13 protein-coding genes are annotated in these 12,529 nt (G+C 60.5%); 10 read left to right on the top strand and 3 right to left on the bottom strand.

Annotation, left to right across the window (positions count from 1 at the left end; all coding sequences use genetic code 11):
- Positions 1-183 precede the first annotated feature (183 nt).
- A complete protein-coding gene (locus ACYP2A_RS28320) occupies positions 184-306 on the top strand; it encodes a PA1414 family protein (RefSeq protein WP_459749231.1) in 123 nt (40 codons plus the stop codon).
- Between the two features lie 64 nt (positions 307-370).
- On the opposite strand, the gene ACYP2A_RS28315 is transcribed toward ACYP2A_RS28320, so the two are convergent.
- Positions 371-685, bottom strand: a complete 315-nt coding sequence (locus tag ACYP2A_RS28315) for a hypothetical protein (RefSeq protein WP_459749230.1) — start codon at positions 683-685, stop codon at positions 371-373.
- A 180-nt stretch (positions 686-865) separates the two neighbouring features.
- On the opposite strand from ACYP2A_RS28315, the gene ACYP2A_RS28310 reads away from it, so the two are divergent.
- Both ACYP2A_RS28310 and ACYP2A_RS28305 read left to right on the top strand, forming a co-directional pair.
- A complete protein-coding gene (locus tag ACYP2A_RS28310) occupies positions 866-1,456 on the top strand; it encodes a tRNA-uridine aminocarboxypropyltransferase (RefSeq protein WP_459749229.1) in 591 nt (196 codons plus the stop codon).
- Between the two features lie 99 nt (positions 1,457-1,555).
- On the top strand, positions 1,556-2,497 hold the full coding sequence (locus tag ACYP2A_RS28305) for a DMT family transporter (protein ID WP_459749829.1): 942 nt from the start codon (positions 1,556-1,558) through the stop codon (positions 2,495-2,497).
- Position 2,498: 1 nt separating this feature from the next.
- On the opposite strand, the gene ACYP2A_RS28300 is transcribed toward ACYP2A_RS28305, so the two are convergent.
- Together ACYP2A_RS28300 and ACYP2A_RS28295 are read right to left on the bottom strand one after the other, a co-directional pair.
- The gene (locus ACYP2A_RS28300; RefSeq protein WP_459749228.1) at positions 2,499-3,113 is read right to left on the bottom strand and encodes an NAD(P)H-dependent oxidoreductase; all 615 of its coding nucleotides are present in this window, start codon (positions 3,111-3,113) and stop codon (positions 2,499-2,501) included.
- Positions 3,106-4,500 carry a class II fumarate hydratase gene (locus tag ACYP2A_RS28295; RefSeq protein ID WP_459749227.1) on the bottom strand — a complete coding sequence of 465 codons (1,395 nt, stop codon included), beginning with the start codon at positions 4,498-4,500 and terminating at the stop codon, positions 3,106-3,108. Before ACYP2A_RS28295 ends, ACYP2A_RS28300 begins: the two co-directional genes overlap by 8 nt.
- Positions 4,501-4,704: 204 nt before the next feature.
- Between ACYP2A_RS28295 and ACYP2A_RS28290 the strand changes: the two genes are divergently transcribed.
- The 7 genes from ACYP2A_RS28290 to ACYP2A_RS28260 all read left to right on the top strand — a co-directional run bounded on the left by ACYP2A_RS28290 (position 4,705) and on the right by ACYP2A_RS28260 (position 12,522).
- The gene (locus ACYP2A_RS28290; protein WP_459749226.1) at positions 4,705-5,229 is read left to right on the top strand and encodes a DUF2059 domain-containing protein; all 525 of its coding nucleotides are present in this window, start codon (positions 4,705-4,707) and stop codon (positions 5,227-5,229) included.
- A gap of 9 nt (positions 5,230-5,238) precedes the next feature.
- Entirely contained in the window at positions 5,239-5,535 is a 297-nt protein-coding gene (locus tag ACYP2A_RS28285) for a BolA family protein (RefSeq protein ID WP_459749225.1), read from the top strand.
- 217 nt (positions 5,536-5,752) lie between these two features.
- Entirely contained in the window at positions 5,753-6,691 is a 939-nt protein-coding gene (trhO, locus tag ACYP2A_RS28280; protein ID WP_459749828.1) for an oxygen-dependent tRNA uridine(34) hydroxylase TrhO, read from the top strand.
- Between the two features lie 3 nt (positions 6,692-6,694).
- Complete coding sequence (locus tag ACYP2A_RS28275) at positions 6,695-7,327, top strand: DsbA family protein (RefSeq protein WP_459749224.1); 633 nt, start codon at positions 6,695-6,697, stop codon at positions 7,325-7,327.
- Positions 7,320-9,122, top strand: coding sequence for an ABC transporter ATP-binding protein (locus tag ACYP2A_RS28270; protein WP_459749223.1), 1,803 nt, complete (start codon positions 7,320-7,322; stop codon positions 9,120-9,122). Before ACYP2A_RS28275 ends, ACYP2A_RS28270 begins: the two co-directional genes overlap by 8 nt.
- Positions 9,123-9,211: 89 nt before the next feature.
- Positions 9,212-11,695 (top strand): EAL domain-containing protein, encoded by a 2,484-nt coding sequence (locus ACYP2A_RS28265; RefSeq protein WP_459749222.1) that lies wholly within the window; start codon positions 9,212-9,214, stop codon positions 11,693-11,695.
- Positions 11,696-11,730: 35 nt separating this feature from the next.
- Complete coding sequence (locus ACYP2A_RS28260; RefSeq protein WP_459749221.1) at positions 11,731-12,522, top strand: TenA family transcriptional regulator; 792 nt, start codon at positions 11,731-11,733, stop codon at positions 12,520-12,522.
- Positions 12,523-12,529 lie beyond the last annotated feature (7 nt).

Raw genomic sequence — 12,529 nt, 5'->3', positions numbered from 1 at the left:
ATCAACGGCTCGCCGTTCATCGCCAAGCCGAGAAGTCCTGCGTGATTAATGTCACATTGCCCTTATGAAATATGATGTTTCTGGTTTACATTCGGCGAATTATTGAATTGGCTCTAGAATCATCTCAGGCAGCCGATAGTTAAACAGTCACAAGTTGCCGGTTTTTCCCTGAAGGGGGCGCGTATGAACAGTAAAGTGCAGGAATGGCTTCATGATCTCGGGGTTGCCCTTGGCCTGATCGAACGGCCGAAATTGCAGCCCATCCCGGTACGCAGCGACGACGAGCGACGCCGTCCACGTCGATGAGACTTGCTAAACCAGTAGCCTGTGCAGGTCGCGAAGGTGCCGCGCGTCTTTAATGCGGCGTTCTTTACGATCTGCGTTTTTCGTCAGGTGCGGTCTTATGAGCCGATTTGTCAGTGGCGTCGGCTTCCTGCTGCATCATTACGATCAGGTCGACCAGCATCGGCAGTGAGACGTGGTCGGGCCTGCGATTGGCGCGTTGCCTGATAAACCCCGGAAAGCGACAGGCGAACATGTGTTCGAGCCGTTTGAACAGCTCGTGGACATCATCGTCGTCCAGCACCAGTTCTTCAAAGGTCGAGTCTTCGTGAATCTGCGACTTGTCGACCAGAATGATGCCCAGCGCATCGAATACTCGTTGCTTTATCCCTTCGCGATCCATCTGGACCTCCGAGCGTATCGTGCTCTGACGAAGTCTTTCTAAAGCCGCTTCGGTGCTTGCAGGTTAGTTCAGCCGCACCTTGAATGAACTGTACTCCGACAGGCGCATCACCGCATCCGCGTTGGGATAGGTTGGGATAGACTGTGCGGCCGTGCCTGTTTTTCCGTTTCGAGGTTATTCATGTCCCGCGTCTGTTGCGAGCGCTGCCTGCGTCCGGCCAGTCATTGCCTCTGTACCTTGATTCCGAGCCTCGAAAGTCGTACCCGGGTGTTGGTGCTGCAACATCCCGGCGAGGTCAATCATGCCCTGAATACGGCGCGCCTGGCTGCGCTGGGCCTGCGCAACGCGCAGTTGCGGGTGGGGGAGGTGTTCGATGATTTACCCGCACTGCTCGACCTGCCCGGTTATCAGGCCCGGCTGTTGTTTCCGGGGCAGGGCGCCGAGGTGGTAACCCCCATGCCTTGCAATGCGCTGCCAACCTTACTGGTGGTGCCAGATGGCACTTGGCGCAAGGCGCGCAAAATCCTGCATCTCAATCCGTCATTGGCAGCCTTGCCCAGAGTCACGCTGGGCGAGGTGCCGGTGTCGCGTTACCGCCTGCGCAAGGCGCCCGCCCCTGAGGCGCTGTCGACTCTGGAGTCGATTGTGCAGGCGCTGAACGTGCTCGAGACGCCGGATGATTTCAATGCCTTGCTAAGGCCCTTCGAGGCCTTGATCGACCGGCAGATCGAAGCCATGGGCGAAGAGACCTTCCGTCGCAACCACTCCTGAAGAAAACACTTGTGAGGCTTATCTGCACACAGCTGTAACTGTGTGATCGGCGGTGGCGCGCCTAGAATGGCCCGCCTCTTCAATCCTCTGGGTTACCCGATGCATATTTCTTCCGGCCGCTGGCTGTTCGGCTTGAGCCTGGCGCTGTTGACGGCGTTGCTGTGGGGCATCCTGCCGGTCAAGCTCAAGCAGGTTTTGCAGGTCATGGACCCGGTCACAGTGACCTGGTATCGCTTGCTGGTATCCGGCGCGCTGCTGTTTGTCTGGCTCAAGACCATGGGCCGGTTGCCGAGCTTCAAGCCATTGGGGCGCAAAGGCAAAGGCCTGGTAGCCATGGCGGTGCTGGGGTTGGTGGGCAACTATGTGCTGTACCTGATCGGTCTGCGGGTACTTAGCCCAGGCACGACGCAACTGCTGATCCAGACCGGGCCGATCATGCTGTTGATCGGCAGCATTTTTGTCTTCAAAGAGCGCTTCAGCCTTGGTCAGGGCATAGGTCTTGCGGTGATGCTGCTGGGCTTCGGGCTGTTTTTCAACGAGCGTCTGGTCGAGCTTTTCACATCGTTTGGCGAATACACCGCTGGCGTACTGCTGGTGCTTTTGGCCTCGCTGGTCTGGACGTTCTACGGCTTGAGCCAGAAGCAGTTGCTGACGGTATGGGATTCGCGGCAGGTGATGATGGTGATTTACCTGTTTTGCGCGCTGCTGATCACGCCGTGGGCGCACCCGTTCGAGGTGCTGCAGTTGAGTCCGGTACAAGGCTTTCTGCTGCTGGCCTGTTGCCTTAATACCCTGGTTGCCTATGGCGCCTTTGCCGAGGCGCTGGCGCACTGGGAGGCCTCGAAAGTCAGTGCGACCCTGGCCCTGACGCCATTGGTGACGCTGGTGACGGTGGCCATTGCCGCCTGGCTATGGCCGGCCGATGTGCAGTCCGAGCAACTCAACCTGCTCGGTTATGGTGGGGCGGTGCTGGTGGTGGCGGGCTCGGCGCTGACGGCTTTGGGGCCGTCGCTGATTGCCGCGTGGCGAGCGCGGCGCTGATTTAACGCCGTCCCAACTGCTCGGCCTGACGAACCCAGTCTTGACGCTGGGCCTCGTTGGCGGTCTGGATCGGAGCGAATTCGGTCAGACGGCTGGTCTTGATCCCGCAAAAGCCCAGAATCGTGCGCACCATCTGCCGGTGCGCCGGTGCACCATACACCCAGCGGAAATAGCGTGGCGGGGTGTCCAGCGTCACCAGCAGTTCGGCACTGCGCCCGCGCAGCAGTTCGTTGGACGGGTCTTTGCGGCCATGGACCTTGAAGGCGAAACCGGGTGTGAAGGCCCGATCGAAAAAACCGCTGAGCAGGGTCGGGATACCGCCCCACCAGACCGGGTAGACAAACACCAGATGCTCGGCCCAGTGAATCTGACGCTGGGCATCGAGCAGGTCGGCTTCCAGCGTCTGGCTTTGCTCGTAGCCATTGTGCAGCACCGGATCGAACGCCAGTGAGCCAAGCCTGATGCTGCGAACCACATGGCCCTGGCTGCGCGCGCCTTGGGCATAGGCATCGCCCAGGGCGTGGCAGAGGCTTTTGGCTTTTGGGGTGCCGTGAATCACCAGGATGCGCTTGCCATTGCCTTCCAGTGGCGTCGCGCCACTTCGTGGGTCAGCCATGGGTGCCGGCCTCGAGCATTTTCTCCGGGCGCACCCATGTGTCGAACTCTTCCTCGGTCAGGTAGCCCAGGTCCAGCGCTGCCTGGCGCAGGGTCAGGCCTTCGGTGTAGGCCTTCTTGGCAATCTGCGCCGACTTGTCGTAGCCGATATGCGGGTTGAGGGCGGTGACCAGCATCAGGCCGCGTTCCAGGTGCTCGGCCATTTTTTCGGCATCGGGTTCCATGCCCGCAACGCAGTGTTCATTGAAGTTGCGGCAGCCGTCGGCCAGCAGTTCGATGGACTCCAGCAGGTTATGAATGATCACCGGCTTGTAGACGTTGAGCTGCAAATGTCCCTGGCTGGCGGCAAAACCAATCGTGACATCGTTGCCCATTACCTGGCAGGCCAGCATCGACAAGGCCTCGCACTGGGTCGGGTTGACTTTGCCGGGCATGATCGAACTGCCCGGTTCGTTGGCCGGCAAACGCACCTCGGCCAGCCCCCCGCGCGGGCCGGAACCCAGCAGGCGCAGGTCGTTGGCGATTTTCATCAGGCTGGTGGCCAGGGTTTTCAGCGCGCCCGACAGCGCGGCCAGTGGTTCATGGCCGGCCAGCGCGGCAAATTTGTTTGGCGCGGTGACAAATGGCAAGCCCGACAATGCAGCCAGTTCTGCGGCTACCGCTTCTGCAAAGCCTTTGGGCGCATTCAGACCGGTGCCCACGGCGGTGCCGCCCTGCGCCAGTTCGAAGACCGCTGGCAGGGTGGCGCGAATGGCTTTTTGCGAATAATCGAGCTGCGCGACAAACCCGGACAACTCCTGGCCAAAGGTGATCGGCGTGGCGTCCATCATGTGCGTGCGGCCAGTCTTGACCAGCTTGCTGTGCCGGGCCGACTGTTCGGCCAGTCCGCTGGACAGCTCGGCAATGGCGGGCAGCAGTTGTTCTTTCACCGCCTGAGCCGCAGCGATGTGCATGGCGGTAGGGAAGCAGTCGTTGGAGCTTTGTGAGCGGTTGACATGATCGTTGGGGTGCACTGGCGCCTTGCCGCCGCGGCCATTGCCGGCCAGCTCGTTGGCGCGTCCGGCGATCACCTCGTTGACGTTCATGTTGCTTTGCGTACCGCTGCCCGTCTGCCAGACGACCAGCGGAAACTGCTCGTCATGCTCGCCGGCCAGCACTTCGTCGGCGGCCTGTTCGATCAGCCGCGCAATGTCGGCCGGCAGGTCGCCATTGCGGTCGTTGACCCGGGCGGCGGCCTTCTTGATCAGGGTCAGGGCGTGGACAACCTGCAGCGGCATGCGCTGGCGACCAATGGCGAAGTTGATCAGCGAGCGCTGGGTCTGAGCGCCCCAATAGGCGTCCTCGGGGACTTCGATCGGGCCAAGGCTGTCGGTTTCAGTACGGCTCACAGGGCTGCTCCTTCATCTGCATTAAGGCCATTTTCCTCTCCTGGTCCATTACCCGGAGAGCCATTAGTTTAGTTGCCCATATACACGATCAGTTCCCGGTCATTGAACTTTTGCAAAAAAGTCCAAGGCTTGAGCCACGTGCGAACATGGGCGCAGAATGGTCGGCCTTGAGGTCATGCCTCGTCTGCTGAAAAAGGAAACCCGATGACCCGTTTTCGTGCCACATTCGCCGTGCTGGTCCTGGCCTGCGCCAGCGGTCAGGTACTTGCCGATACCGCCAGCCATAATGCCAGCGCCGAAACGCTCCTCAACCTGACCAATGCCGACAAGCTGGCCACGCCAATGTATGCCCAGGCGCAACAGCTGTTTGCCCAGCGTTTTGCCGAAGCCAAGGCGCCTGCCTCGAAAAAGGCCCTGCTGGAAACCTACCAGGCCAAGGCCAACACGGCACTGGACCAGGCCATCGGCTGGAACAAGCTCAAGCCGGACATGGTGCGCATCTACACCAATAACTTCACCGAAGCCGAACTCAAGGAACTGGTCAGTTTCTACCAGTCGCCGCTGGGCAAGAAAGTGTTGAGCAAGATGCCTGAGCTGGCCCAGCAGTCGGTCATGCTGATCCAGACCAAATCGCAAAGCGCGGTGCCGGTGGTCAACAAACTGCTTACCGACATGAGCGCCGAGCTTGAACCTTCCAAGGCCCAGGCACCGGCCACCAAGACTCCTTGAGAACTGATCATGAGCATGCAACAACGTATCGAATCGACCCTGGCGGCTCTGCAGCCCGAGCACTTGCAGGTGCTGGACGAAAGCCACATGCACAGCCGTGGCCTTGAGACCCACTACAAGGCCGTATTGGTCAGTGAGCAGTTCCAGGGGCTCAACGCCGTCAAGCGGCACCAGAAGGTCTATGGCGTGCTGGGCGAACTGATGAGCGAGTTTCACGCCCTTGCGTTGCATACCTACACCCCGGCCGAGTGGGCCGTGACCGGGGCAGCACCGGCGTCGCCGACCTGTGCCGGCGGTCATGTCTGAATGACGGTGAGCGGCCTGCAAAGGCCGCTCATGCACATGGCTTGATCCTGATCAATCGATGCGGCTGTCAGCCGTGCCTGTGTTTTTGCTAGAATCCGCGCCGCGCCGATTCTGGTCGCACGCTTTTGCGTTTCCGTTCTTGTCCGTCAGGCACTTTTTTATCCGGTAGGCCCTTTGCGAGGGTCACCACCTGGAGATTTTCATGACTCAAACATCGATGGCCCAGCCAATCGTCGTGGCCGCGCTGTACAAATTCGTCACCCTTGAAGACTACGTCAAATTGCGCGAGCCGCTGCTCAAGGCAATGGTCGACAACGACGTCAAAGGCACGTTATTGATCGCCGAAGAAGGCATCAACGGTACGGTTTCCGCAACGCGTGAAGGCATCGATGGCCTGCTGGCCTGGTTACGCAGCGATGCACGTCTGGTCGACATCGATCACAAAGAGTCGTTGTGCGACGAACAGCCGTTCTATCGCACCAAGGTCAAACTCAAAAAAGAGATCGTGACCCTGGGTGTGCCAGGCGTCGACCCGAACAAAAAGGTCGGCACCTACGTTGAGCCCAAGGACTGGAATGCGCTGATCAGCGATCCTGAAGTGCTGCTGATCGACACCCGTAACGACTATGAGGTCTCGATCGGCACCTTTGAAGGCGCCATCGATCCGCAGACCACTACGTTTCGCGAGTTTCCTGACTACATCAAGGAGCACTTCGACCCTGCGGTACACAAGAAAGTCGCGATGTTCTGCACCGGCGGCATTCGTTGCGAAAAGGCCTCCAGCTATATGTTGGGCGAGGGGTTCGAAGAGGTTTACCACCTCAAGGGCGGCATTCTCAAATACCTTGAAGAAGTCCCGCAGGAAGACACCAAGTGGCGTGGCGACTGTTTCGTTTTCGATAATCGCGTCACGGTGCGCCATGACCTCTCCGAAGGCGACTACGATCAATGCCATGCCTGCCGCACGCCGGTCAGCGTTGAAGATCGCGCCAGCGAGCATTACACCCCGGGCATCAGTTGCCCACACTGCTGGAACACGCTGAGCGAGAAGACCCGGCGCAGCGCAATCGACCGGCAAAAGCAGATCGAACTGGCCAAGGCGCGCAATCAGCCGCACCCGATCGGTTTCAACTACCGTCAACAACCGGAGGCCTGAGCCATGTCCGCTCGCCTGGTGTATGTCATGGACCCGATGTGTTCCTGGTGCTGGGGCTTTGCCCCGGTTGCCGAGGCGCTGGTACGTCAGGCTCAGGAGAGCGGCGTGGCACTGCACCTGGTGATGGGCGGCCTGCGCTCCAACGATGCGCCGCTGGAAGCTTCGACACGCCGCTACATTCTCGACCACTGGCAGTCGGTGGCGCAGGCCACCGGCCAGCCGTTTGCGTTCGAGGGCGCTTTGCCGGACGGCTTTGTCTACGACACCACGCCCGCCTGCCGGGCGGTGGTCACGGCCCGACAGCTCGATCCGCTGGCGGCGTGGCGACTGGTGGGGCTGATTCAGAGCGCGTTCTACGCCCAGGGGCGTGATGTGACTCAGCCTGCGATTCTGGTTGAACTGGCCGAACAGGCCGGCCTGCCGCGTCAGGCGTTTGCCGAGGCGTTCGATCATGTCGACAGCCTTGCCGCGACCCAAGCCGATTTTTCCTGGTCTCAGGGCTTGGGTATCGCCGGCTTTCCGACCCTGCTGGCCGAACGTAACGGGCAATTGGCTTTGCTGACCAACGGTTATCAGCCGCTGGAGGCGCTGGCGCCGTTGCTGGGGCGCTGGCTGGAGCGTGCTGCCTGTGCCTGACAGCCCCGGTGCTACTGACGATCGACTGAGCTGGGCTGAAATTCGCAGGTTGGTGCTGCAAAACAAGAAAGCCTTGTGGGCCGCCAATGGCGTGGCGGTGATGGCCACGCTGTGCAGTGTGCCGATTCCGTTGCTGTTGCCGTTGCTGGTCGACGAAGTGCTGCTTGGGCATGGCGATACTGCGTTGCGATTTATGGACCGCCTGCTGCCTGAGGGTTTGCAGAAGGCGGTCGGCTATATCGGCCTGATGCTGTTGCTGACCTTGCTGCTGCGCCTGGGCGCCTTGCTGTTCAACGTCTTGCAGGCGCGACTGTTCGCGCGTTTGTCCAAAGACATCGTTTACCGCATCCGCTTGCGCCTGATCGAGCGCCTCAAGCGCATTGCCCTGCGCGAATACGAAAGCCTGGGCAGCGGCACGGTGACCACCCATCTGGTCACCGACCTCGATACGCTGGATAAATTTGTCGGTGAAACCCTGAGCCGCTTTCTGGTGGCCATGCTCAGCCTGGCCGGGACATCGGCCATTCTGGTATGGATGCACTGGAAGCTGGCGTTGCTGATTCTGTTGTTCAATCCGTTGGTGGTGATGGCCACAGTGCGTCTGGGCAAGCGCGTCAAGCACCTCAAGAAGCTGGAAAACGACAGCACTGGGCGCTTTACCGAGACCCTGAGCGAAACCCTGGAGGCGATTCAGGAAGTGCGCGCCAGCAACCGTCAGGGCTTTTTTCTCGGCCGGCTGGGACTGCGTGCCCGCGAGGTGCGCGATTACGCGGTCAACTCGCAGTGGAAAAGCGATGCCTCCGGGCGTGCCAGTGCCCTGCTGTTTCAGTTTGGCATCGATATCTTTCGTGCTGCAGCGATGCTCACCGTGCTGTTTTCAGACCTGTCGATCGGCCAGATGCTGGCAGTGTTCAGTTACCTGTGGTTCATGATCAGCCCTGTCGAGCAACTGCTGAACCTGCAATACGCCTGGTACGCCGCCGGTGGCGCGCTGACCCGTATCAACGAGCTGTTGGCGCGTGCCGATGAACCGCATTACCCGGGCGGCGTCGATCCGTTCGCAGGCCATGACACCGTAGGCATTGAGGTGCGTGGCCTGAGCTTTGGCTATGGCACGGAGCGGGTGCTGGACCAGTTGAACCTGACCATCACACCGGGCGAGAAGGTGGCCATCGTGGGTGCCAGTGGCGGCGGCAAGAGCACGCTGGTGCAATTGCTGCTGGGGTTGTACACCCCCGACAGCGGCACGATTCGTTTTGGTGGCGCAACCCAGCAGCAGATCGGCCTGGCGCACCTGCGCGAGCACGTGTCGGTGGTGCTGCAACATCCGGCATTGTTCAACGACAGCGTGCGCGCCAATCTGACCATGGGCCGCACGTGCAGTGACGAGGATTGCTGGCAGGCGCTGGGTATCGCGCAGTTGCAAGACACCGTGCGCAGCATGCCGCAGGGTCTGGATACAGTGCTTGGTCGCTCTGGCGTACGCTTGTCCGGTGGTCAGCGCCAGCGCCTGGCGATTGCCCGCATGGTCCTGGCCGAGCCCAGGGTGGTGATTCTCGACGAAGCGACCTCGGCACTGGATGCGGCCACCGAATACAATCTGCATCAGGCGCTGGGGCGCTTTCTGCACGGGCGCACCACGCTGATCATCGCGCACCGCTTGTCGGCAGTGAAACAGGCTGACCGGGTGCTGGTGTTCGATGGCGGGCGTATTGCCGAAGATGGCGACCATCAGCAATTGATGGCCGAAGGCGGTTTGTACGCCAGGCTCTACGGTCATTTGCAGCAAGTCTGAGACCCGCTTCACTTTTGAGTCCGCCCAATCGGTGGATCTGGCCTAGTCTGAGGTCAGGATACTCAGTCGGCAGTCGGTGAACGGAATTCATGAAGCCCCCGCGACCTCTCGCAAAGCCCCGTTTGATGGGGATTGTCTGGCCCTTTATTGCCATCGCGCTGTTTCAGGTACTGCTGGGGTGTTTCAGCCTGTACCTGATGTCGGCGGTGCGCAGCTATGTCGGTGGTGAAAGCCTTTGGTCCAAGGGGCAGAAGGACGCCATTCATTATCTGGACCTGTATGTACTGAGCCGTAACGAACATGACTGGCTCCGGTACCGTCAGGCTATCGCCATTCCTCAGGGTGACCGCCAGTTGCGTGAGGCGCTGGACCGGCCCGAGCCTGACCTGGCGGCGGCACGGGCCGGTATTCTGCAAGGCGGCAATCACCCGCAGGATGCCGCTGGCATCATCTGGTTGTATCGCTATTTCAGCGACGTCGAGCCGATGCAGCAGGCCTTGCACTGGTGGACGCTGGGCGACGCTTACCTGAGTGAGCTCGACGCCCTGGCACAGACGTTGCGCGAGCGGATTGCCCTGGGTGAACCGACGCCGGCCGAGATAGCCTTGTGGCGCGAGCGCATCGATAGCCTGAATGCGCAAATCAGCCCGGCGGCCATGGCTTTCAGCGATTCGCTGGGGGCTGGCTCCCGGCAGTTGCTGGCCGTGCTGGTGGGCATCAATCTGGTGACGGCGTTGAGCCTGATCGTGCTGGCGTTATTGCGCACCCATAAATTGCTGGTACTGCGTCGGGCCATCGCCGATGCCTTGCGTCGGGAAAAGGAGCGGGCACAGATTACCCTGGCGTCGATCGGTGACGGGGTCATCAGTACCGATGCCGAGGGCGGCATCGTCTACATGAATCCAGCGGCCGAGAAACTTACCCACTGGCAAGCCGCGCAGGCCAGCGGCATGCCCCTGGCAGCGTTGTTTCATCTGCTGGACGAGAGTGATCGCCACGACAGCTCGATGCTGATCGAGCATATTCAGCGCGGGCAGCTCAAAAGTGGCAGTGTGCATTGCAAGCTGATCCAGCGCCTGGACGGCAGCACGGTGCCGGTGGCGCTGGTGGGGTCGCCGATTCACATCGATGGCCAGGTCAGTGGCGCGGTGCTGGTGCTGCACGACCTGACCCAGGAGCGCCAGTACGTGGCCAACCTGTCCTGGCAGGCCGCGCATGATCCGCTGACCGGGCTGGTCAATCGCAGCGAGTTCGAATACCACCTTGAGCAGTTGCTGGGCCGTGAAGGTGTCGGTCATGCGTTGCTGTTGCTTGATCTGGACCAGTTCAAGCTGATCAACGACGGCCACGGTCATGCCGCTGGTGATCAGTTACTGCGTCATCTGTGCACGGTGCTGCCTCAGGGCCTGCGCGAAGGCGACACCCTGGCGCGGCTGGGGGGTGACGAGTTCGGCATTCTGCTGCACGAGTGCTCGCCACAGGCTGCGCAGGAAATTGCCGAAGGTCTGCTGCGCATGGTCGAAAACCTGCATTTCGTCTGGAAGGGTCGCACCTTCATGGCCACCGCCAGCATTGGCGTGGTGTTGATCGATGCCGCCCGGCTGAGCCTGGAGGATGCACTGCGTGCGGCCGATCTTGCGTGTTACATGGCCAAGGAAAAAGGTCGCAACCGGGTGCAGGTCTATCACCCCGATGACCTGGAGTTGTCCTTGCGTTCCGGGGAAATGGCCTGGATTCAGCGCTTGCACATGGCACTGGAAGAGGATCGCTTTTGCCTGTATGCCCAGGAAATTGCTCCGATAACGCCTGAGGACAACGATCACGACCAGCGTCATATCGAGATCCTGCTGCGCTTGCGCGATGAGTCGGGGAATATCGTGGTGCCAGACCGGTTTATTCCTGCCGCCGAGCGGTTCGGCCTGATGACGACACTGGACCGTTGGGTGGTGCGCTCGGTGTTTCGGTTGATTGCGCAAAGTCGTGAAAGCGAATCCGATCAGGTGCCGCGTACCTTGTGTGCGATCAATCTGTCGGGTGCGAGCATCGGCGATACGGCCTTTCTGGAATACCTCAAGCAGCAGTTTCGCAGCCATGGCGTTGCGCCTGGCATGATCTGTTTCGAGATCACCGAAACCACCGCCATCGCTGACCTGGGGCGTGCCATCGCGTTCATCAACGAGCTCAAGGCGCTGGGGTGCCTGTTTTCACTGGACGATTTTTGTGCTGGTATGTCTTCGTTCGCTTACCTCAAGCACCTGCCGGTGGACTTTCTCAAGATCGACGGCAGTTTCGTCAAGGATATGCTCGATAACGCGGTCAACCGCTCGATGGTCGAGGTGATCAATCACATCGGTCATGTCATGGGCAAGCGCACTATCGCCGAATATGTCGAGACGCCACTGATTGAGGGCGTCCTGCGTGAAATGGGCGTGGACTTTGCCCAGGGCTACCTGATCGGTCGCCCCGAGCTGCTGACGCGTGAAAGTCTCTATAAAAAACCGGTACGGCTAGGCGTGCAGCCAGTACCGCAACAACCAGGCCCGGGGCGCAGTGCCTCCGCTTACCGGGCATAGATCCCAACGCAAGGATTTCTAACAGGAGTTATACAGTGATCGAAACTTTCGTCAGAACCGGCCCGCTCATGGAGGCCGGCAGTTACCCCCTCTGGGCGCAGCAACTGATCAATGATTGCAGCGCCGCCAAGGCCCGTGTGGTCGGGCACGAGCTTTACCAGCGCATGCGCGACGGGCGCCTGAACCCCGCCACGATGCGCAACTACCTGATCGGCGGCTGGCCGGTGGTCGAGCAGTTTGCTGTTTATATGGCGCAGAACCTGACCAAGACCCGCTTTGCCCGCCATCCCGGCGAAGACATGGCGCGGCGCTGGCTGATGCGCAACATTCGTGTCGAACTCAATCATGCCGACTATTGGGTCAACTGGTGCCAGGCCCATGATGTCAGCCTGGACGACCTCAAGGCCCAGCGTGTACCGCCCGAACTGCACGCCCTGAGCCACTGGTGTGCGCAGAGCTGTGCCAGTGACAGCCTGGCGGTGGCAATGGCGGCCACCAACTACGCCATCGAAGGGGCTACCGGGGAGTGGTCGGCACTGGTCTGCTCTACCGGCGTTTATGCGCAGGGGTTCCCGGACGAGTCACGCAAGCGGGCCATGAAGTGGCTGAAAATGCACGCCCAGTACGACGATGCCCATCCCTGGGAGGCACTGGAAATCATCTGCACGCTGGTCGGCAATCACGCCAGCGAGGCTCAGCAGTACGAACTGCGCCAGGCGATCACTCGCAGTTACGACTACATGCACCTGTTTCTGGAGCGCTGCATGCAGTCCGAGCGCCAGGAGCGCAGTAAAACGGCGCGTGAACGGGTTGCACAACCTGCGTGATCGATGC

It is taken from the genome of Pseudomonas sp. 3A(2025) (assembly GCF_054589175.1).
This window is presented reverse-complemented; position numbering and strand designations above follow the sequence as displayed.